Source organism: Pseudoalteromonas sp. NZS11, assembly GCF_015864765.1.
GTDB lineage: Bacteria > Pseudomonadota > Gammaproteobacteria > Enterobacterales > Alteromonadaceae > Pseudoalteromonas > Pseudoalteromonas arctica.
Window position 1 is genome coordinate 185,512 of the sequence record NZ_JADYWP010000003.1, and the last position, 22,003, is coordinate 207,514.

General features: G+C 39.9%; 21 protein-coding genes and 1 riboswitch. Of the genes, 11 read left to right on the forward strand and 10 right to left on the reverse strand.

Annotated features, from left to right (window positions below; translation table 11 throughout):
• Positions 1–170 precede the first annotated feature (170 nt).
• The gene (locus I6E82_RS07940) at positions 171–659 is read left to right on the forward strand and encodes a peptide-methionine (S)-S-oxide reductase (protein ID WP_024607556.1); all 489 of its coding nucleotides are present in this window, start codon (positions 171–173) and stop codon (positions 657–659) included.
• 720 nt (positions 660–1,379) lie between these two features.
• Here the strand turns inward: I6E82_RS07940 and I6E82_RS07945 are convergent.
• The 4 genes from I6E82_RS07945 to I6E82_RS07960 all read right to left on the reverse strand — a co-directional run bounded on the left by I6E82_RS07945 (position 1,380) and on the right by I6E82_RS07960 (position 6,622).
• Positions 1,380–1,931, reverse strand: a complete 552-nt coding sequence (locus tag I6E82_RS07945; protein WP_008134542.1) for a DUF4136 domain-containing protein — start codon at positions 1,929–1,931, stop codon at positions 1,380–1,382.
• Between the two features lie 96 nt (positions 1,932–2,027).
• Positions 2,028–4,802, reverse strand: coding sequence for an ATPase (locus I6E82_RS07950; protein WP_197117431.1), 2,775 nt, complete (start codon positions 4,800–4,802; stop codon positions 2,028–2,030).
• On the reverse strand, positions 4,799–5,347 hold the full coding sequence (locus tag I6E82_RS07955; RefSeq protein WP_010553432.1) for a condensin complex protein MksE: 549 nt from the start codon (positions 5,345–5,347) through the stop codon (positions 4,799–4,801). Before I6E82_RS07955 ends, I6E82_RS07950 begins: the two co-directional genes overlap by 4 nt.
• A gap of 3 nt (positions 5,348–5,350) precedes the next feature.
• A complete protein-coding gene (locus tag I6E82_RS07960; RefSeq protein ID WP_197117433.1) occupies positions 5,351–6,622 on the reverse strand; it encodes a hypothetical protein in 1,272 nt (423 codons plus the stop codon).
• A 222-nt stretch (positions 6,623–6,844) separates the two neighbouring features.
• Here I6E82_RS07960 and nhaD point away from each other — a divergent pair, with 222 nt between their 5' ends.
• Both nhaD and lysC read left to right on the forward strand, forming a co-directional pair.
• Complete coding sequence (gene nhaD / locus I6E82_RS07965; RefSeq protein WP_007375803.1) at positions 6,845–8,092, forward strand: sodium:proton antiporter NhaD; 1,248 nt, start codon at positions 6,845–6,847, stop codon at positions 8,090–8,092.
• A gap of 101 nt (positions 8,093–8,193) precedes the next feature.
• Positions 8,194–8,366: riboswitch (Lysine riboswitch) on the forward strand.
• Positions 8,367–8,441: 75 nt separating this feature from the next.
• Complete coding sequence (gene lysC, locus I6E82_RS07970; protein ID WP_197117435.1) at positions 8,442–9,845, forward strand: lysine-sensitive aspartokinase 3; 1,404 nt, start codon at positions 8,442–8,444, stop codon at positions 9,843–9,845.
• A 59-nt stretch (positions 9,846–9,904) separates the two neighbouring features.
• On the opposite strand, the gene I6E82_RS07975 is transcribed toward lysC, so the two are convergent.
• On the reverse strand, positions 9,905–10,663 hold the full coding sequence (locus I6E82_RS07975) for a 4'-phosphopantetheinyl transferase family protein (RefSeq protein WP_197117437.1): 759 nt from the start codon (positions 10,661–10,663) through the stop codon (positions 9,905–9,907).
• Between the two features lie 141 nt (positions 10,664–10,804).
• Between I6E82_RS07975 and I6E82_RS07980 the strand changes: the two genes are divergently transcribed.
• Positions 10,805–12,127, forward strand: a complete 1,323-nt coding sequence (locus I6E82_RS07980; RefSeq protein ID WP_197117439.1) for a sodium-dependent transporter — start codon at positions 10,805–10,807, stop codon at positions 12,125–12,127.
• Between the two features lie 94 nt (positions 12,128–12,221).
• On the opposite strand, the gene I6E82_RS07985 is transcribed toward I6E82_RS07980, so the two are convergent.
• The gene (locus I6E82_RS07985) at positions 12,222–13,202 is read right to left on the reverse strand and encodes a 2-hydroxyacid dehydrogenase (RefSeq protein WP_197117441.1); all 981 of its coding nucleotides are present in this window, start codon (positions 13,200–13,202) and stop codon (positions 12,222–12,224) included.
• Positions 13,203–13,306: 104 nt separating this feature from the next.
• Positions 13,307–13,879 (reverse strand): glutathione peroxidase, encoded by a 573-nt coding sequence (locus tag I6E82_RS07990; RefSeq protein WP_165722548.1) that lies wholly within the window; start codon positions 13,877–13,879, stop codon positions 13,307–13,309.
• 121 nt (positions 13,880–14,000) lie between these two features.
• On the opposite strand from I6E82_RS07990, the gene I6E82_RS07995 reads away from it, so the two are divergent.
• Positions 14,001–14,882: an NAD(P)-dependent oxidoreductase gene (locus tag I6E82_RS07995; RefSeq protein ID WP_165722549.1), complete on the forward strand. Its 882-nt coding sequence runs from the start codon at positions 14,001–14,003 to the stop codon at positions 14,880–14,882.
• A gap of 278 nt (positions 14,883–15,160) precedes the next feature.
• On the opposite strand, the gene sbcB is transcribed toward I6E82_RS07995, so the two are convergent.
• Positions 15,161–16,612, reverse strand: coding sequence for an exodeoxyribonuclease I (gene sbcB / locus I6E82_RS08000; RefSeq protein ID WP_197111456.1), 1,452 nt, complete (start codon positions 16,610–16,612; stop codon positions 15,161–15,163).
• Positions 16,613–16,863: 251 nt separating this feature from the next.
• On the opposite strand from sbcB, the gene I6E82_RS19830 reads away from it, so the two are divergent.
• From I6E82_RS19830 to I6E82_RS08010, 3 genes are all read left to right on the forward strand, one after another.
• Positions 16,864–17,241 carry a hypothetical protein gene (locus I6E82_RS19830; RefSeq protein WP_231616903.1) on the forward strand — a complete coding sequence of 126 codons (378 nt, stop codon included), beginning with the start codon at positions 16,864–16,866 and terminating at the stop codon, positions 17,239–17,241.
• 32 nt (positions 17,242–17,273) lie between these two features.
• The gene (locus tag I6E82_RS19835; RefSeq protein ID WP_231616904.1) at positions 17,274–17,498 is read left to right on the forward strand and encodes a hypothetical protein; all 225 of its coding nucleotides are present in this window, start codon (positions 17,274–17,276) and stop codon (positions 17,496–17,498) included.
• 272 nt (positions 17,499–17,770) lie between these two features.
• Complete coding sequence (locus I6E82_RS08010; protein ID WP_197117443.1) at positions 17,771–18,694, forward strand: hypothetical protein; 924 nt, start codon at positions 17,771–17,773, stop codon at positions 18,692–18,694.
• Between the two features lie 654 nt (positions 18,695–19,348).
• On the opposite strand, the gene I6E82_RS08015 is transcribed toward I6E82_RS08010, so the two are convergent.
• Complete coding sequence (locus tag I6E82_RS08015; RefSeq protein ID WP_197111452.1) at positions 19,349–19,594, reverse strand: ogr/Delta-like zinc finger family protein; 246 nt, start codon at positions 19,592–19,594, stop codon at positions 19,349–19,351.
• Positions 19,595–19,720: 126 nt separating this feature from the next.
• Here I6E82_RS08015 and I6E82_RS08020 point away from each other — a divergent pair, with 126 nt between their 5' ends.
• The 3 genes from I6E82_RS08020 to I6E82_RS08035 all read left to right on the forward strand — a co-directional run bounded on the left by I6E82_RS08020 (position 19,721) and on the right by I6E82_RS08035 (position 21,441).
• Entirely contained in the window at positions 19,721–20,035 is a 315-nt protein-coding gene (locus I6E82_RS08020) for a hypothetical protein (RefSeq protein WP_197111450.1), read from the forward strand.
• A gap of 807 nt (positions 20,036–20,842) precedes the next feature.
• Complete coding sequence (locus tag I6E82_RS08030; RefSeq protein ID WP_149614061.1) at positions 20,843–21,265, forward strand: hypothetical protein; 423 nt, start codon at positions 20,843–20,845, stop codon at positions 21,263–21,265.
• 2 nt (positions 21,266–21,267) lie between these two features.
• A complete protein-coding gene (locus tag I6E82_RS08035; RefSeq protein ID WP_008135644.1) occupies positions 21,268–21,441 on the forward strand; it encodes a hypothetical protein in 174 nt (57 codons plus the stop codon).
• A 230-nt stretch (positions 21,442–21,671) separates the two neighbouring features.
• Here I6E82_RS08035 and I6E82_RS19840 read toward each other — a convergent pair whose 3' ends face one another.
• On the reverse strand, positions 21,672–21,818 hold the full coding sequence (locus I6E82_RS19840; RefSeq protein ID WP_231616905.1) for a hypothetical protein: 147 nt from the start codon (positions 21,816–21,818) through the stop codon (positions 21,672–21,674).
• Positions 21,819–22,003: the final 185 nt, after the last annotated feature.

Genomic DNA, 22,003 nt, shown 5'->3' on the forward strand with positions numbered 1-22,003 from the left:
TTATATGCAATTACGGTAACAATTAAATTCAGAACACACTTTTAAGGCGTGATAAAATAATTCAATTAAACAACTGCGATTTTGGCGCGATTGTACATTAATTCATTAAAAACTGCATTTGATTATCATTTGCAACGTTAATGCATCTAACAAACTTGGTCACATTTATTATGAATATAAAACAGCAAGATACTATTTACTTTGCAGGTGGCTGCCTGTGGGGCGTGCAAGAGTTTTTAAAGCACTTACCTGGTGTAATAAGTACTGAAGCAGGGCGGGCTAATGGAAAAAATGATAACACACAAGGCGAATACGACGGTTATGCTGAGTGTGTAAAAGTAATATTTAGTACAAAAGAGGTTAGCTTAAACGAGCTGTTTGGCTTCTTTTTTGAGATTATTGATCCGTATAGCGTTAACAAACAAGGGGATGACGTAGGCCCTAAATATCGCACTGCCATTTATAGCAAAAGCCAAGATCATTTAAAGGTTGCTAGCAATTATATAAGCCAGCGAAGTGATGCCGATAAAATTGTGGTAGGGGTAGAGCTGCTAACTAACTACGTGCCAAGCGATCCTGAGCATCAAGACCGCTTAACTAATCACCCTGATGATTACTGTCATATACCGCTTGAGTTACTGCATAAGTATAAATCGTAAATTTGAGTAGTGTAAGCGCACAAAGATAAGTAATTAGAAGCTATCGCTTCTCGCGCAAGCAAGCTTAGCGCCTACAGGTAAAGTTTAATCCGGTGTTTGTTTTGTAGACGTGCAGCTTGCTGACGTGACGAGCGCAGCTCGTAATTTAAGGTNTGTAGACGTGCAGCTTGCTGACGTGACGAGCGCAGCTCGTAATTTAAGATGGAATATAGCGCTATAAAGTAATTAGAAGCTATCGCTTCTCGCGTAAGCAAGCTTAGCGCCTACGGGTAAAGTTTGACGCGGTGTTTTTTGTAGACGTGCAGCTTGCTGACGTGACGAGCGCAGCTCGTAATTTAAGGTTGAATATAGCGTTAGGTAAAGGTAAGTGATTAGAAGCTATCGCTTCTCGCGCAAGCAAGCTTAGCGCCTACAGGTAAAGTTTAATCCGGTGTTTGTTTTGTAGACGTGCAGCTTGCTGACGTGACGAGCGCAGCTCGTAATTTAAGGTTGAATATAGCGTTAGGTAAAGGTAAGTGATTAGAAGCTATCGCTTCTCGCGCAAGCAAGCTTAGCGCCTACAGGTAAAGTTTGACGCGGTGTTTTTTGTAGACGTGCAGCTTGCTGACGTGACGGGCGCAGCTCGTAATTACTTTATTTTAAAAGTTCCAAAAATACACACCTACAAAAAAGCTCACATACTGTGAGCTTTTTCAAAACTAACTTATAGCTAATTTTAACTTACTGCTGCTTTTGCGGCGGGAAGTTACTTAAAATTTCGCTCACTGTTTTATTAATTGATGCTTCACGTTGTTCTGGCGATTGATTTTTCTTTAATCGACCTTCTTTTGCGCCGCGCCATACTAGCTGGTTAGATTCACGATCCACAATATCAATAATCAGTGTACCCACTTCGTATTCACGCGCAGTTGTATCGCGTTGAAAACCAGTACCCCAATAACCCCAGTGCGGGCGGTAGTTTATATTGAAGTTGTCTACTTCAAGCTCTTTGTCTACCGATGCATGATAGTTAACAAGTACATCAGCTTGCGCTGCATCAACTAAGCTCATACCTAGTGTTTGGCTCAGCTCTGCGTTAACGGCAGTGCGAACACGCTTTTCCATTAGGCCATTAATTTGATAGTTATTTGTGTCTTTAGTTAGGCTGGCGTTTTCTACCCAAGCAAATGTTTTAAAATTACTAAAGTTAGCTGATTTATCGTAATCCCAATCTGGGGTTTGTGTACAGGCTGTAAGAAGTGCTAGCGCTGCAACAATAAGTATATTTTTCATTACGTTTGCTCCAATAAAATGAATTAATTTAAAATAACACACATAGTTTAAATGTGTATTATTTAAACGTCCTAAATATTAGTCTAATCACTTTGGCTAATGTTCAACTTCAATCCAATCTTTTTCATCTACCCAGTTTTGTGCACCGTCTTTTACCGAGCGAATAGGCACAATGTAGTCACAACTTATTTGTGGCTTAACTGAGGCAAATATAGGCACAAAACCAAAGCTTAGTGCGGTTTCTATGATTGCTTTTTGATTTTGTGGGTCAATGTCGGCCGCTTCATCTATATAAATAGGTATACGGTATAGGTTTTGTTCTTGGTCACTCAATAAGTAGCGAATAAACAACATGCCACACAATAACTTAATAGTAATTCGTGTGCCGTTTGAACCCGCTGAGTCTATTTTTTCAAAGTGCTCTGTTTCACCTGCACGGTTAACCACTTCAAATCGAATATCAAATAAATCGGTAAGTGTTAAACCCGCTTTATCTGAGGCGAGTTTAATTAAGTGATCTTTCGCTTCGTTTACCGCATTTTCGCTGTACGGTTCTTGGCTCAGTAAATCAAGCGTGTCACCTTGCTCAAACTGATGCGACGTGCTGATAATGGTATCTATACTATCAACCAGCATTTTGCGCGGTATTACGTTAATTTTAAACGCTTGCAGATTTGAAATACGGTGCTGGCTTATGCCTTTATTAAAGCTGTTCATTTCGCGGCGAAGTCGGTCTAAATCTTCTCGTAAGCCTTTAATGGTCGCAGCCACTTCGGTAAGCGCAACGCGTGCTTGGCGTTCAACCGCATCGCGTTCGTTATCAATATTATGAAAGGCGCTTATTAGCTTTTGGTACTTAGTATATTCGTCGTTTTCGTTGTCGAATTTAGTTATACCTGCGTTATATACATGCAAATAGGTATTACGTACGTTTATGTCAAAATTACGCAGCTCTTGGCAGTCTTTATTAAAGTGATGAACAAGATCGCTTAAGTTATCAAAGTCGACCGTAATATCAATCATGTACGGGGTCACTTTGCCGCTGTATAAATCAAGCGTGTGGTCAATTCGCTCGCTTTTAACTTGGCGCAGACGCTCAGTTTGGCGATTAATTTGCTCTTGTTTTGATTTAATTAACGAGCGACGATCGGCAATTGAGCCACTATTTTTTTGAATGTCTTGCAGGTAGTCGTCAACTTGTTCGCGCTCAGCTAATAACTGCTCTTTTAGCATGGCTTGCGCTTCAACCGACTGTTGCATTATATCAAACTGCTCTAAGCGTTTTAGGGCGCTCTCTGCGCTCATAAGCTCATCGTATAACGCGTCTTTTTCTTTTTGCTTGTCGGCAACGTTTGCTGCAACATCGCGTTGTTGTTTAAACTCTTTAAGTGAATGCTCAAGTGCACTGAGCTGAGCGGTTAATTGCTCTTTGTTTTCGCCGCTTTGCATTTGCACAGGCGAGAGCTTTTTAAGCTTAATGCTCGCACCTGGCAGCGTTAGTACGCCGCCTTTAACGTTTTCACTTAATAGCGATAAAAATTCCCCAAACGCATCTTCGTCATCAATGGTTATATCGCCATTAGTGGTGGTTGCAAACGAGAGAATATCTGGGTTTAAAATCCGCGATATTTCTTCTACTTCTTTTAACGAGAGGTCTTCGCGCATGCGGGTAAACAAATTAAACTCAAGGTTTTTAAGTTGCAGCTTTAAGCTCTTAATTTGTTTTTGTGTTTCGCTAATCCGGTAGTCAAGCGTATGTAGGCTTTGTCCTTGTGCGCTGGTTATAGAGTGTGAAAGCGACTCGTAATCTTGCTTTAACTGAGTCAGGCTGGTTTTAAGCGTGGCTTTATTTACCAGTTCAAATTCGCTTTTAAGCGCATCGTAATCTAAAAACCACTGCTCAATTTGAGTTTGTCTGCGCTCTATATCACGCGATTGCTGTACGTATAGGCTTTGCTTTTGCTCAAACTCGTGTTTTTCGTGCTCTATATCTTCAAGCGCTATACCCAGCTCATTAAGTTGCGATTCTTGATAGGTATCAAAATCAATCAGTGCTTGGTCAATTTTAGGCGCATACGCGGCTAATTTACCTTTAAGCACGGTTTGGTTTTCAAGCATTGATTCAAGCGCGGCTATTGGCTCTTGCATTGACTCAAGGGCTTTTAATTCGCGTTTTGAGCGATTTACTTTATCAAACGAGCGACGCCATACTTCATAAAAATCGACCTTAGAGTTCGACATATGGCGTTCAAACACGCGTAGCATAAAGCGTTTTACGTCGCTTGCGCCTAATTTGTGTAAATTAAGAATACGTCTAAATATTTCTTTATAAATAGAGGAGTCTTGCACATTATTGAGCGGGATCATTTTTAAGTTAATGTCGCCGTCAAAAGGCGTTGCGCCGCCAGTAAGTAGTGCGTTTAGCTCTTGTGCTTTAAGCTCAATAGGGTTGTAGTTAAGCGATTTTAAATGGTTGAACAGCTTGGTAAATTTAATAATAGTTTTACCTTGCGTGTACTGCTCTAAATCAAGCTTTCCTTGGTAACAAAAGTACTGATGCGCGTAACCGGCAATTTTACCAAGTCCCGCAACGCCTATTACTACCGAGCCATGAGGCAAGTTAGCTTCTAGTAAAATGTACGACTGATCGGATGAAAAATAAAACTTACGGGTTTCATCTAAATCGTGTCCGTCCCATTCTGTTAAGCGTAAATCGTTAATAAGCGGGAACTGCAGGGCGTTAATAACCGAGCTTTTACCGGTGTTATTGGGCGCGCAAATAGAGCTACTTTTATCAAGCGGGATCACACATTTTGCATAGCCTGCGGTGTTAAGTAGGGCGAGTTTACTTAGTCCGTATAGATTTTTCATTCCTCGTCCTCTGTAATGTAGGTTTCTTCGTTTACTTCCATCAATGCATCTATGTAGCGGTGAATTGGCGCTTGTAGCATAAAGCCGCCTTCTACTTCACGGGCTAAACCTAAGCGCACCATGCGCAGGTAAACGTCTTTGCGCAGGTCCGATCCCGAAAATATCTCAAGCTGATCAAACAAATGTTTGTTAATTTGCACCAGCGTTTGCATAAGCTCTAAGTCGTTTACGTCGTCAAACAATGCGCGCATTGGGTCTTTACCCGTATTGGCGTAGTGCTCAATTAAAATGTAAATGGTGAGTGCGATAGCGCGAGATATTTTGCCCATATTGGGTGTGCTTTCGTCGCTACCAAAGTAATAAAAGCCACGGCTGTCGCGTTTTAAATCGTTACCTAAAGCGGTAAATAGGGCGGTGTAGTCTTCTATGTGTTGGTCAAGCTCTTGCCACATTACGTTGTCTTGCTCGCAAATGTGATAACCCGCTACTAATTTTTTATTAATGGCTTGTAGGTGGGTTAGCTCGTCTAAGTTTATGTGTGTCATGGTTTATTTACCTGCCTTTGAATCTGGCTGAGGCTCTGAATTAAATGGATATAAATAAAAGTGCTGACCGGCAATTTTTACGCGGGCTTTTTCATCGCTTTGAATTATTTTAATATCGCTGTCGCTGACTAATTTTTGATACAAAAATAGCATTTCGTCGGCATCGAGATTTGGGTAGCTTTCGTCTAAAAATTGCAGCAAGGGCTGCGGCTTTTTGCGTTTTTTATTAAAGCGCTTAGCAAAGCTGATTTTAACATCGTTGTAGTCAGGAATATTAGGCGTAACAAATGCAGGCACGTCTTGTTGATCTGGCAATTGGTATTCTTCGTGTTCAAATTCAACCAAGCTTGCCATGTAAGCCACAATATGGCGCTGCTGACCAAGCGAATATCGCTGCGCGTCGCTCACAAAATGTGGCTGTACAGCACTTAGCATGTTGTCTACGCCATTTTTGCGCACAAGCCCAAGTACTTTGGCTGCTTGGCGAGTAATTAAGTTATTACGGCGTAACTCTTCGCGCAGCGGCATAAGCATGTCGGCACTTTTACGTAAGCTTTCTCTACCCACTAAATGCATTTCGAGTATACGGGTACGTAATTGCTCCAGCATGCGTTTGTCGGTATACGCTTTACCTGAGCGCTCAATGTGCAGTATTTGCTTACTTACTTGCTCTTCAATGAGGGTAAAACACGCATGAAATTCACCACGAATATCAACCATTTCAAGCATTGGCTCTATGTATTCGTCAAACGCTTCTATTACCGCTTTATAACGCTTTTGCAGCGATTGCACCGCATTATTAGATTTAGCTTGTTCAACAATATTTAAAATAGCGTTTTCGTTGTGCGTATAGAGCTTCATTATTTTACGCACCCGATCATCCATAATACGGCTGTAGCGGCGTAAGTCGTCAAAGTCTTCTATTTCGCCAGCGTTATCTAGGCGATTTCCTAAACGTGCCAGGTCGTCGACTAATACGCTAATTTCTTGCGCTAAGCCTAAATGCTCTTCTTGCAGTAAAAACGTAGCAAAGTCGGCAATGGCACGATTTATTTCAAGCTGTGAGGATTTAGCCAGTGGAATTAAAATATCTTGGTTTAACAAACGATTTGTTTCTTTATAAATGCGTTCGTTTGACCACGTAGGCTGCTTTTGCTTAATCGTGTTTTGTACGTCTTTTAGGCTAAAGTCAGCCATTTTAAAACGTTTAAATAATAGCTCTAATACACCCCAATGTTCGGTTATGGTGTTTAGCAGCTTTTTAGCTGGGATCATAAGAGGTTACAACATCCTAGTATTTTATTATTGAGTTCTTTTAGAAGACTCATTATTACGTATTTTTAATTAACCTTGTCTGTATATAGTATTCGTTTTTAAGACCATTTAATAATAGTTTTTGCATAGAGGCAGTGCTAAAATTCGCGCCGAAAATAGGCACATGAAATGGAATGTTATTTGTGTGTTCTTTAAAACTATATCAAAGGTTGTTTAACTACCATGGTTTCCTCGATTATTCTAACCCTGATAGCGATTGCATTTTTACTGATCGTTATAGAAGATATAATCCATGTCAATAAAGCTAAAACCACGCTGTTTTTTGGTACGCTTTGCTGGATTCTTCTTTTTATATACCCTCTACACGGGCAAAGCCCCGATACGATTCAACACCTTTTAAATGAAAATATTTTAGAAATTGCCTCTCTATGGCTATTTTTAATGGCTGCAATGACCTTTGTAGCGTATTTAAATTCAAAGGGGTTTATAGAAAATATTGTTCACCGTGTTATGCCAAAAAGTATTAGCGAAAAAAAGCTCATGTTTTTGGTGGGTGGTTTTGCATTTTTGTTTTCGTCGATTTCAGACAACGTAACAGCGACGCTTATATCGCTCGCGGTTGTTATGTCGTTAAAACTTGAACCTAAAAAGCTCATTAAATACGCCACGCTTATTGTGTTTGGTGTTAACTCAGGTGGGGTCTCGCTAATAACCGGTGACGTAACCACACTGATGATATTTTTAGATGGCAAAGTAACCATTGCTCATTTATTACTACTTATAGCGCCAGCACTTGCAAGCGTTATGCTGCTAGCCGCGTTACTGTCTATCGGTATGAAAGGGCGTGTTGAGTTTGCTGGTGCAGGTAAAACCCGCATTGAAAAAACCGACATTACCATTGCTGTTATATTCTTATCTACCGTAGTGAGCACACTTATGCTGAGTGTAGTTTACAGCGTACCGCCTTTATTAACTTTCTTGTTTGGTTTATCAGTGATGTTTTTAGTAGCGCAATTTTTAATGCGCAAAAAAGACATAAACAAAGACATAATCGATTTTGTTCGCGATATAGAATACGACACATTATTGTTTTTTGTAGGTGTACTTTTACTTGTAGGCGCGCTTAAAGAAATTGGTATGTTGAGTAAATTTACCGACCTATACACGGTAATGGCACCTGAGTACGCAAACTACTTAATGGGCATATTATCAGCAGGGGTCGATAACGTACCGCTTACTGCTGCTTTATTAAAAGCCGATATAGTAATGAGCCAACAACACTGGTTGTCGTTTACGTATGCAACGGGCGTGGGCGGTTCAATGCTTATTATTGGTTCGGCTGCGGGCATTATTGCCATGAGCAAAGTTAAAGCGCTTACCTTTATGAGCTACTTGCGTTTATCGCTGCATTTATTAATTTGTTACACCGTAGGATATGCGGGCTCGTATTACATGGGCAGTTTTATTTAACTCATAGATTATTAAATGCTTGACAGCTAGACGTCTAAACGATAACTTTCAAAGCCCCGCTACTTAGTGGGGTTTTGTTTTATTAGCTACTGGTTAATAAAGCATTCAGAAGAGGTGCGATACTTAGGTACTTAATGTTAGGCGACGAAAGCCGATGATCATTAAGGAGGGAAGTACTCGCCGAGGAAAATAATGGTACGTCGTCATTGTTTTTCGGTTTATGGGGCTGAATCCTCAAAACTGTCACCAATATAGGTGGAGAGCTTCTGGCAGTGGACTTATCTTCAAGCATTCCTTTGCCAAGTTCTTCTTGTTTTATTGCGATTTGGATATCGCGAAAGGAGACTAAATGACTACCCAATCAGCGCCACAAACAGTACCTCAAACAGAGTTAAGCGCAAAATCAGATTACATCGTTGCCAAGTTTGGCGGAACAAGTGTTGCAAACTTTGAAGCAATGAGTCGCTGTAGCGAAATTATTGTTGCAGATAAAAGCGTACGTATTGTTGCCGTGAGCGCCAGTGCCGGCGTAACTAACCACTTAGTTGCACTGTGCAAACCAAGTATTACCTCAAGTGAGCGCCAAGAACACATAAACGGCGTGCTTGCTATTCAACAAACTATTTTAGATGAGTTATCGCTAGATGCCGATTTAGCGGTTGGCTTTAACGAAACCCTAAAAGCATTTCAAACATTGGCTCAAGAGTCACTAACAACCGATCAGCAACACGACGAGCTACTTAGCTTTGGTGAGCGTTTGTCGTCTTATTTATTTGCTCAGGTGCTGCGTTTACAAGGTTTAAACGCCGATCGCTTTGATGTGCGTAAAGTGCTTAAAACCGATAGCCAATTTGGTAAAGCAACGCCTAATGTTGCAGCCACAGCGCAAGCTGCTAAAGAGCATTTAATCCCGTTATTAGACGCTCAAGTAATTGTAACTCAGGGATTTATTGGCAGTGACGAATACGGTCAAACAACAACGCTTGGACGTGGTGGTTCTGACTACAGTGCTGCATTATTAGCTGAAGCAATTAACGCTAAAAGCGTGCATATTTGGACCGACGTAGTGGGCATTTTTAGCACCGACCCGCGTTTGTGTGCAAAAGCGACGCCTATTGCACGCTTAAGTTTTGACGAAGCCGCTGAAATGGCAACCTTTGGCGCAAAAGTATTGCACCCAGCGACTATTTTACCAGCGAGCCGTAGCCACATTAATGTGTTTGTTGGCTCTAGCCGCGAGCCTGAGCGTGGCGGTACATGGATTGAGCGCGAAAAATCGCAGCAACCAGGTATACGCGCAGTAACGCAACGTAAAAACCAAATTTTGCTTACGCTTAAAAGCCCAGAAATGCTCCTAGCAAGCGGCTTTTTAGCACGCGTATTTACACTATTAAGTGAATACAATATATCGGTAGATTTGGTAACCACATCAGAAATCAGCGTAGCTATAACCCTTGATAACGCGCAAAACGCATCGCGCCCAGAGCTTGATCAAGAATGCCTAGATAAGCTTGCAGAGTTTTGCCATGTTTCGGTAGAAAACAACCTAACATTGGTGGCACTTATTGGCTCTGAGATTCAATTACGCCAACACGAAATGAACTTAATGAGTGTACTAAAAGACTTTAACATTCGATTAATTTGTCACGGTGCTAGTAAGCATAACCTGTGCTTTTTAGTAGAGCAAACTGAGTCAGATAACGTAGTACAGTCTATTCATAGCCGTTTATTAGAAAATGATTTTGCTGCATAAGTAACTGTTATTCAGGAAAATCACCTAGTAAAATCAGTTAATAAAGTTACTTAACAAAATTAATTAATAAAGTCATTTAATAAAAAGCATCGCCAGTCGGTGCTTTTTTTATGCACCACACTCACATCAAAACAAACATTGCGGTCACTGCTATCAGCTACAGTAATGCTATTACTGCAAGCACTCAGCTTTGCACTATGTAATTCGTCAAACACATTGGGGCTAAGTAATTTTGCAATAGGGCGGCTGGTGGCTTTAGCAAGTGACTCTTTTAATGTCCAAATTCTAAAAAATGTATCTGCTTGGGCTTGGGTATTAGTAGGCTCAGTGATAAGTGTAATTTCATCATTATGGTAAAAATGCTTAGCGAGCTTTTCAAACGGGCGCTTTAGGCTTACTTTTTCAATATCAAACCCAAACTCACTTTTATCAAGATTTAGCGCAACGCCAACCAAACCATGCGAGTGCGAAATACAGGTATTAATAACATCACCACTCACATGTATTTGCAGTTTTGAGCTTGCTTCGTCAAATTCTGTACTCATTTTATTAAGGGGTACGTGCGTATGTTGCGGCTGCGTTACTTTAATAAGATGTTTTAACAATAACCGCGTAGCTAAATACTCTTGCTTAGCTTGTGGGCTTTTACGGCGGTTTATAATGGTTAACTCAAATGGGCTTAAGCAGTCGGGCAAATTAAAGTCACTAAGCTCAAGTGTTTTAGCATTAAATAATAAAATACTGTTACTCGCTAAAGACAAATTTATCAATTGAGTTGAAGTAATACTCAAGGCGTTTTTAAAATAGTGTTCAGTCATAAAAGCCCTAAAGCAAAAGAAGTCGCTGATATTGTGAGCGGTTAACGCCACTAATAAAGGCTGGGTACAATTTTATTACTCAGCTGGCATGAAATATGGTTTAATTCACAATAATCAAAATAATAACAGATTTGTAGATGTATGGCACAAGTGCGTGATGGGTTTCAAAGCCGACTTGGTTTTGTTTTAGCCGCTGCTGGCGCAGCAGTGGGTTTGGGTAATATTTGGGGTTTTCCTACGCAAGCGGCCAACCATGGTGGCGGTGCATTTTTACTGGTTTACTTTATTGTTATATTTTTACTTGCGCTTCCTGCGCTGTATACCGAACTTTATTTAGGTCACAAAGCACAAGCTAACCCGGTAAAAGCATTGGGCGATGCATGGCAAAACACTAACCGTAAAGTAGGTGCAGCAGCAGGTTATATAGGCCTTGCGGGCGCAGTTGTTATGCTAAGTTTTTACTCAATAGTGGCAGGGTGGATGCTCTCCTACGCTATTGAACCCATAACGACCTTTTTAGGTTTCACAGGCGCAAGCGAATTTTTACATAGCGACTCAGTGCTTCGTAATTTTGTATTTACGCCGCTTATGCTTATTTTAACTGCCAGTATTATTTTAAAAGGTGTTAAATCGGGAATCGAAACCTGGTCGCGCCGTTTAATGCCACTGTTACTTGTATTGCTTGTTGGTTTAATTGCCTACATTGCAACACTCGATGGCGCAAGTGAAGGCTTTGCCGCGTATTTAATTCCTGATTTTAGCCAAATACTCGATCCTAATTTAATTATTGCCGCAATGGGGCAAGCGTTCTTTTCGCTCTCGTTAGGTGTAGGCTGTATGATGATTTACGGATCGTACTTACAACCTGGTGCGAGCTTGCCAAAGCTTACCGCAAGTGTTGCCTTACTCGATACCAGTGTCGCGTTTTTAGCTGGCTTACTTATTATACCCGCGATTTATGTAGCGCAGCACAACGGTGTTGAGGTATTTAGTGGTGGTAAACTGATTGGCGAAGGGCAACTTATTTTTGCTATTTTACCTGAACTATTTAGCACCATGGGCGAAATTGGCTTATTAGTTGGTTTATTGTTTTTTGTATTAATGTCTATCGCATCGGTTACGTCAACTATATCGACCACCGAAATTCCGGTGGCGTTTTTAGTCGAAAATCATAAAGTTAGCCGCACCAAAGCAACATGGGCAGTAAGCGCTGTTGTACTTGTGTGTGCAAGCGCCATTATATTAAATTTTGATTGGTTATTTGGCTTAGTCATTATGCTATTTACCCAATACCAATTACCGCTTATGGGTTTGTTTTACTTTATTACAGTAGGGTGGATGTGGCAGCGTGGTAATAAATTACACCAAGCAACAACAGGCGTACATTACTGGTTTGCTCAGTATATTCGTTTTGTTTGCCCAATATTAATGACCTTGGTATTTGCAAACGTCGCGTTTGGTTAAGCTCTATTTAAAGTGAATTTTTAAACAAAAAAAGCGAATAGGGCTCACCTTATTCGCTTTTTTTGTGCCTGTTATTTAGGTATAGCTTAGGTCTTTATAAAACCTCATTAGTTAGAGGCCTACCTTCATTTACTTCAAGCGCGTTAAATACGGTTGTGTTTGCTATTTCGGTAAGTGCTTCTTGCGTAAAAAATCCCTGATGCCCCGTTACTAATACGTTTTTAAAGCTCACTAAGCGCGAGAATATATCGTCTTGATTTATTTCGTCGCTGTGGTTTTTAAAAAATAGCTCCGACTCTTGCTCGTAAACGTCGAGCCCCAAGTACCCTAATTTTTTAGTTTTAAGCGCATTAATGCACGCTTTGCTGTTAAGCAGTGCGCCTCGTGAGGTGTTAATAAGCATAACGCCGGTTTTCATTTTACTAAACGCCTCGTCATTTATTAAATGATGAGTTTGCTCCGTTAAAGGGCAATGCAAAGAAATCACATCGCTTTGGCTAAGTAAGGTGTCTATATCGGTAATTGTATAATTGCCAGGTTGTGCGTAGGGGTCGCACACTAATACTTTAGCGCCAAAGCCATTTAAAATGTTGCACAGCGCAAGGCCAATTTTACCGCAACCTACAATACCCACGGTTTTATTGTGCAAGTTAAAACCAAGTAGCCCGTTTAAATCAAAGTTACCTTCGCGTACGCGGTTGTATGCTTTATGAGTTTTACGGCTAAGCGTTAGCATAAGTGCAATACAGTGTTCAGCTACGGCTTCAGGGCTGTAAGCAGGGACGCGTAATACTTTAATTTTGTGTGCTTTTGCTGCAGGTAAATCAACGTTATTAAATCCTGCACAACGCAGCAAAATAGTATTTATGCCTTGGCGAGCTAGTTGTTCAATAACCGTGGCGTTTACGGTGTCGTTAACAAATACGCATATGGCATCAAACCCGTTTGCTAAAATAGCCGTTTGTTCGCTCAGGGCTTGTTCAAAATACGTTATTTTTATATCACGGTTACCGCGTGTACTTTGTTCAAAAAAAGGCAGTTCGTACTTTTGAGTACTAAAAAAAGCAATGTTCATGGTAATAGCCTCGATGCTTAAGTATTTGTAGGGTAGTTAACCTTTAATACAATAAACTACTTTATAAACCTGTGCTTTAGTAACACGCATTTTATTGATTTAAATTAAGCCTTAAGCGGAGCCTTACTTGAGGTAAACAAAGGTATTTTAGACGGTACCTTTTTACCACCTCTGGCAGCGCTTAACTTTGCGGCTTGCAGTAAGTTACTTTCTATTACTTGTTTAAGTGTTTCGGGCTTAGTACGCGGTGCATAGCGTGCAACAAGTTGCCCTTGCGAGTTAATTAAAAACTTAGTGAAATTCCACTTAATTGCACGATTTTGCGAAATACCCCGCGTATGCGACTTTAAATAATTAAACAACGGATGTGTTTCTGGCCCATTTACCATTACCTTGCCAAATATCTCAAATGAGACATTAAATTGCTCTTGGTAAAAGTCTTTAATGGCTAAATTATCAAGCGGCTCATTTTGGCCAAACTGGTTGCACGGAAACGCAAGTACAGTAAAACCATTGCTTTTGTATTGCTGATAGAGCTTTTCGAGCGCGTTTAATTGCACCGAAAAATTACACTTACTCGCTGTATTAACAATAAGAACGGTTTTGCCCTGTAATTGGCTAAGAGAAAAAGTTTCGCTGTTAAAAAGTGGTGCATTAAATTGATAAATACTATCCATAGGTTACCTACTTACCTTTCCCGCTAAGGAAATTTTATAAAGACTTTCATTCGCTTTTTTATCGACCGGTTGACATAATCGAGGTCTAGTTTCTAAGTTATCAGTTTAATAGGTCATTTTTATGTCAATGAAAGTCGCATTTATAGGTTTAGGCGTAATGGGTTACCCAATGGCGGGGCATTTAGCAAAAGAAGGGCACAGCGTATGCGTTTTTAACCGCACTCAAGCTAAAGCACAAGCGTGGACTGCAGAACATTCAGGAAGCTTTGCACCAACCCCACGCGAAGCTGCCAACAATGCCGACATCGTATTTATGTGTGTTGGTAACGATGACGATTTACGCTCAGTAGTGTATGGCGACGACGGCGTGTTAGCGGGCATGTTGCCGCACACTATTTTGGTTGATCACACCACAACCTCTGCCGAAGTAGCACGCGAAGTGGCTGCAAAAGCGGCTCTGCAAAATATCGACTTTATAGATGCGCCTGTATCGGGCGGACAAGCTGGCGCCGAAAACGGCGTATTAACGGTTATGGCGGGTGGCAGTGAAGCCGTATTTGCTAAAGTGCAGCCAGTTATGGCGGCATTTAGTCGTTTTAGCCAATTACTAGGCGGCGTTGGCTCGGGACAACTTTGTAAAATGGTTAATCAAATTTGTATTGCTGGCGCAGTGCAAGGTTTAGCCGAAGGCTTACATTTTGCCAAACAAGCAGGGCTTGATGGTGAAAAAGTTATAGAAACCATTTCTAAAGGTGCAGCCGGTTCGTGGCAAATGGAAAATCGCTACAAAACAATGTGGGCGGGGGAATACGAGTTTGGTTTTGCCGTAGATTGGATGCGTAAAGATTTAGGCATTGCACTCGATGAAGCTAAAAACAACGGCGCTACTTTACCAATGACCGCAACGGTCGATCAATACTACGCCGACGTACAAGCACTTGGCGGTGGCAGATACGACACCTCAAGCTTACTAGCACGCATTGAAGCGCTGCATAAAAAGTAACGTTTACGTTGAGTATGTCGATGTAGACGCGAAGCTTGCTGGCGTGACGGGCAAAGCCCGTAAAGTAATTTATTCACAAAGAGGTTATGAGGCGCTGCGCTTTTAGAGGAAGTAATAGATCTAAAAAACTATTGTTTTTATGTTTCTCATTTACTCCTCATTCGCTTCTCTTTGTGAAATAAATTTTGCTTTCTTTGTAGTGATACAGATATTAATAAACAAAAACGCGACGCTTTATTGCTAAAGCGTCGCGTTTTTAATGCGTTATACAAACAAAATTACATGCTTTGAGCGTAGTTATATAGCGCCTTTAAAATTGTAAGATTTTTTTCGCTGTCGTCATGCTCATGCGCTAGGTTCTCAAGGGTGATCATAAAATCTTGCGCGTTAATCGATGGTTGATCTTCCCCGTGCATTAACTTGTTTTGGCAATACTGGCGCCATTGGTCAAGCTCTTGCTGGTTTAGCGTTTCAGGCCAGTTACGGGCGCGGTATCTAAACAACAAGGTATTAAACTTTTTATCTTCAAAGTCTAATTTCAACCCTGCTAATTCATCTGGTTTTGCATCACGAATAATCGCAAACTTAGCTTTATCAGCATGGCTTGTAAACCCATCGTAAAGTAAGTAGTCAACGTTAGTGGTTGCGCTGTAATCGCCTTGCTCGTTAAACACCTCCGTTACTTTATCGCGAAGGTCGGTATTGGCTTTTAAAATAGCTAAGTTAGCTAAGCACTGCTCGCGATCAATCCCAAGGCGGGCGGCGTTTTCAGGCAATAATGTTTTAGCTGGGGCTAAAATAGGGCACTTGTTTAAATGCACTAGTTTTAAGCCAACAGGTAAATCGTCTTCGGCTAAATCTACACGTTTGGTGTATAAACGTTTGCGTAACTCTTCTACGTTTAAATCAATGAGTACTTGCGGGTTTTGAGTTAAATCAAAACAAATAACCGCATTTTTATTTACCGGATGAAAGCTCATTGGTGCAACCCAGCTTGTGCAGCCTTGTGTTGCAGGTATGCGCGACGTGGTATGCACCAGCGGCGTCATGTTAAATACATCAACCAATTCAGCGAGTGCTTTTTTGCCACGCAAACCAAAAAAGAAGTTATACAGCTTTGGCTGTTTTTCTTTTATTAGTTTAGCCAGTGCAATAGTGGCGGTTACATCGCTTAGCGCATCGTGCGCAGCGGCGTGTTCAATACCATTAGCTACCGTTAAATGTTCTAGCTTAAAGCTTGGGCTGCCGTCTTCTTTTAACGGCCATTCAATGCCTTCAGGGCGCAGCGCGTAACAAGCGCGTACTAAATCAATAATATCCCAGCGACTATTATTATTTTTGTATTCGCGCTCGTATGGGTCGTAAAAATTACGGTAAAAGCTATAACGACTCACTTCGTCATCAAACCGAATACTGTTATAACCGGCAACACAGGTATTTGGCACGCTAAATTCGGCATGAATTTTTGCTATAAACTCAGCTTCAACTAAGCCTTTTTTCATCGCTACTTGTGGCGTAATACCCGTAATTAAACACGCCTCAGGGTGAGGTAAGTAATCCGCTTGCGGCTTACAATATTCAATAAGCGGCTCGCCAATAATATTTAAATCAAGATCGGTACGAATACCCGCAAATTGGCTCGGCTTATCCTTTTGAGGGCTCGCCCCCCAAGTCTCGTAGTCGTGCCAATAGATTGTTGCTTGATTTCCTTGATAACTTTCATTATTCATTCTATGTCTTAGCCCTTTATATTTACGGGTTATTAGCGCTACTCAGTTTATTTTTGTATTTTCGAGTTTCTTGTAATTGGCGCGTTGTGTGTATAGTTTCGTGTATAAATTTTTTGCTAACTGTGTATAAAAAATTAAATGGCGATAAGGGATGCCAAATTAAGAAAGCTGCTAGGTAAAAATCAAACACCTTGTGTATTATCGCATAGAGATAGTTTAAGTGTAAGGGTATCAGCTAAGGGGACTATCACTTGGCAATACCGCTTTTGTTACATGGTTCACCAAGCGTTACCGTGTATCGTGAATTGCGCAGTATACCGAAGGGCAAAGCAATAAGTGACAAAACCATAGAACCTATTCGTCACGCTGCAGACACCGCCAATTGGAAAGACTACGCCGAAGTAGGTCGCCGCATAAAAGGCATTGTTACCAATGTAAGTATCGAATCAAAGCTTCACCGGATGATTAACAATGTTTATAACGTTACAACCGAAACGAGTCTTAAAACTCGCCTAGTAGAATGTACAAGGCAACCCAAAGGCACAGCCGAAAACTCAATACTAAGGATAACACCAACGTCGGCGCAGCCGACGTATCTTGGACTAGTGGTAATAACTGTACGCCCATAGCCGCAGGGTCTAGGGCTGAGTTGTTACTCGATATGATATGCACCTCAAAAAATGACGTTGATGAAGTAATAAAGGATCTAAATAGCGGAAAAAGGATCGCCCGAAACTGCCAAATTTATCAAATACGAGACGGCCAACTTCAAGTTTTAAATATTGATGAGCAAATAAAGCATGATCAGCGCTTAGCTATTGAGTCATTGGCTAAAACATATTCACAAAAAGCAGGTAGCTGGCACATAACTGAAGCCCATTGGTAACAAGCCCGCGAGTATGTAGAGCTTGCTTATAAATACGCGCAGCTTGACGGGCGCAACACACCAAATAACACCCATATACAAAACGATCTAGTCACTATTTGCGATTGGGACCTAGTTACTTTAGTAAAACAAGGCAGCGCATCAGCAATCAGCGATAACGATTGGTGGGCACTGGATTTAATAGTATGAAAAAAATAATTACCATCCCTTTACTTTTTATTAATACTTTGCCAACATCAATACCTTAAATGGAAACTAAATTAAGGAATAAAATGAGAGCTCTAATATTTTTAATGGTATCACTTCTATCTTTTTCTAGTTATGGAGGGATAGTTAAGGAAAATACATATGGAACATTATCGAGTGATAGTAACAGCGAAATACTTAAATTTAATAGTGCAGCAGGAAGTATAGAAATAAAAATTGATACAGAGGGTCAAAAGCTAACATACCCAGACGGTAGCTATATTTTTATCAAACCAAAACAGAGCAGTGTGACACGCTTTAGTGCAATGACTGGCCGATCAGAGACTGCTTTGTTGAAAGATTTGTATAGCTCTGTATGGCAAGTTACTAATCAAGTAAAAAATATTGGAGTTTATTTTGAAAACTTTAATAACACTCCTGATATGCCATTGACTCCTGGAGTATGTTTTGATGGTCAAATTCAAGTACCTTGTGGCTTGGGAATGAATCAGAGTAGTAAATTTGATATTTCAGAACTTTTAAATAATGTGCAAACTAACTCTTCATCTTCAGCATGTAGTTATGAAAGAGCTCGCTATACTAACACACCATATAACGGCCATAGCTCATTGTTCAGATGTAGTTTAGGCTCGGGTGTGATTCTTGTTAGCACAGGTATAGGTACTATCGCTTCGTGCATTATAGATCCATCAAAACTCATTTGTGCAGCTGCTGCTAGTGCGTATGTAGGATCAATAGTTTTATATGAAGATAATAAGTTAGCTTGTAATGCTAGTTATGTTGACTCTCGTAGAGCTTTAGAAGCATGTGAAGAGGCTAACCCAGATGCTGGCGGTAGTACTGGCGGCGGCAGTGGCAGCGGTGGCAGCGGTGGCACAGGCGGCGGCAGCGGCGGCAGCGGCGGTTTTTGTACAAGTACAACAGTGTATTCTGTCTGCACATCGGGAGGATGTAATAGTTGGACTGAGATGGCAGTTGTAGGCTGTTAATTAACCTAATTATTTAGGCTCCTTTAATTAGGGGCCTTTTCTATATATGATGAAAGGTTACTGATATCATGACTTTCAGCAAAGCTACTTACCTTGTGCTAAATATCAAATCTATAAAGGTTTTTTTTCTTTTTTTACTTCTATGTATAAGTCCATTTAGCAAATCCTACTTTATTACTTTCACTATATATTTAATGATAACTTTGTTTATCTGCATAGACTTTGAAAGTTTCATTCAAGATAAAAATATACACTTTAATCTTAAGAAAAACATTTTACATCACAAATTAGTTTATACAGTATTATTTACATGTGTGCTTATTATATATCTTGGCATATATCTTGATGTCGAAGAGTTTACTGCAGCTATATATTTCATACCTTTACTATTAGCGCTAGAGTTTCGTCTTTCGTTAAATAAAAATGAAATAAATAAATTTTTAAAATTAAATTTTTTTCATGAAATGCCTAATATAAAAAAATTGTATGCTTAGTTTATTTTGCTTTTATGCCAATAGGTATTTTATTATCTAATAACATTAATAGTTTAGTTATACATTGTATGATTTCATGTGTACTACTATTAATGTTTTTAGATTGTTACGATATTTACTCTGAAAAATTTAAATAAATACGTGACTTATTTCCTCCGTACTAAATCCCAATTAACTCTAATTGTTCTCCACGTGGTAGGTTTTTAATAAGTGACGCTGCTAATTGCGCAGTGGTTTTACACGGTGGATTTAAGAAGTGATCAAACGATTGGGTAATACGGAACGTAGCCCCGCATTCTTTTGTGTTAGTACATGAGCAATATAAATTAACAACATGGGTGCTTAGCTTTTCGCGTGATGTAATTGTTGCTTTAGCTTCGCAATTTGGGCAAGTAACTCGCGCCATAATATTCACCAATCGTTAATAAAATAAACTGTAATTATATAAAGTGTTGATAAGCTTTCCAAAAAGAGTTTTACTATTTAATAAGTAAACATTCAATGTAATAAAAATTAGATAAATGGAGTTAGTATGAGTATCAGTTATGGTTGGGAGAAGCTGTATTTAGCAATTGATTGTCTTACGAGCGAGGGAGATCAGATTAGCAGATTGGTTGATGCTGTTTCATTTAACTTAGCACAAATAACATCAGAAAATGATTTACCTGAAGCTTTAAAGCAACGGTTTGATGATTTAATGGAATCATTTAGAACAGTTCAGCCTTTAGAGGATGAAGGTCTGTTCAGGGCAACAATAAATTCGTTTACAGGAATGGAAAGAAAAGCTGCTATTGAGGAAATAATAAGCCTGTACTCAGAAATATGTAAACATAAAGAATTAGATTGAGTTTAACTTCAAGGCGCAAATTCTTGCGCCTTTTATCTTTAAGCACTTGGCTCTAAATCAAAATTTAGCTGTAACTTACTGCCAATTTCTGAATCCCTTGCTACTTCATCACTCATTAACTTAATTGGCGGTTTAGTTTCGTTTTTAAAATACATGGCATCGTATTTAGTCGAGATGCGAACGCCTGCGATTAAGTATAGCTGAGAACTAAAAAGCCGAAAAATTCACTCCTCCTCGCCTTCCTAGCAAGAAACGTGTCAAATTGACAACCCTAGTGACACGCCATTAATCGTCAGCTAGCCCAGTAAAAGGATCTGTCGTAGGTTTTAAAAAGATCGAACTGTCAAAAAGTGACAATGTTTGACTTGAAGTGACAGCAAAAAGATAAAATTGCTGGTGATTTACCTAATATTTAAATGTCCTTAATTTATTATCAGTTAAGTGATAAACAAATTATGAAATATTTACATAAAGGTTCACAAAGCCAAGAGCGGTTAGATGCACTTTTATCGTTTGGTAAAAGTACCAGTGGAGATATAAAAGCGGCACTCAGTGATTAGTTGGTTCGTGACATTATCAAAACCAATGCAGCAACACTTAATTTTTTACCAGCACCAAATTTAACAAGAGCGCTTAAGCGCGTTGAAGTTGTGGCTGGAAAAATTGAGAAGATTAAAGAGCTAGGTTGGTAAACAATAACATTTGAGGTGAGTAGGTAATTTGGCTGAACACTATTGCCTAGATATTCTCGTTAATTTGATGTAATTTGCTATCGACTATTTAAATAAAATCATAAGGAACTTGATTATGCATACTCCAATTCAATTTTATGTCACTTTACCATTTGACCTTTTTCGACTTGGCCGTAAAACAAAAGCTAAGTTTGACTATATCCGAACTACACCACCAAGAGAGGAAGAACAAACTTGGGATGTAAGAGTTTACAAAAAGAATGATATTGACTTTGTTGACAGTAAATCGGGTGGCTTATCACTATTTAATTACAGAAACCCTAAATTCGGTACGCTGTGGTGGAAGTTACCAGCTAAGTCTAAAATGCCGCAAGGCCTACATGTTTCACTAGATGATGGGGGATCGCTAGGTAAAAACCATTTTACTATTCGCCCTCTATACGATATGCCTGTGACTCTGTACTTAGATAAATTAAATCAGTTAGACTCAATGGCTATCCCTTGTTTTATCGGTATACCAAATAAAGATGTAGGATAATTATGTTTTCACAATTAGAGCTTAGATTAATTAAAAGTACTCTTAAAAGCAGGGTTGAAAAAGAAACAGTAGAGCTTAAACAGCTTGATGAAGATAGCGATGAATATATGGAAAAGGCTAATGATTTAATGGTGCTTGATACATTAATTTCTAAAATTGATAAATCGCAAAATTAAAGCTTGAGGCGCTAGCTCCTAACTAGCGCTTTACTTCCTTTCCCGACCCCCAAAAAGCTCTAAACAATCGCATTAATCCAAGTGTTGAAACCGCAATACCCAGAATCACAAATTCAAAGTACCAGGGCGCGCCTTTATAGCACATTGCTTGCCAACCTTTGTGCATATACGGTTGCATAGCGGGGATAAAGTGACACACAAACAACCCCAAGAAGAATAAAGTAATCACTTCATCCATAATGGCTTTGTCGCGTTTTTTTTAAAACCAGCAAGTCGTAATCGGCGTCGTTTTGCTCGGCTTGCATACAGCGCCTTGCTTTGGCTTCAAACTGGGAAATTTTAAAGCTGTTTTCAGCGCGTGCTACATCAGCGGCCATTTCTGCCGCTATGCGTTTACGCTCAACATAGCTGCCGGTTGAATCGGCTATTGGGTCAGCAATAAATGAAACCAGTGTTTTTAACCATCCTATTATTTAATCCCTCGTATAAATTTAAGAAAGCTTTTAGAGTCTTTGCTAAACGCTTGGTGCCTTAACAGCTGGTTTGGTGGATAAATGAGGTT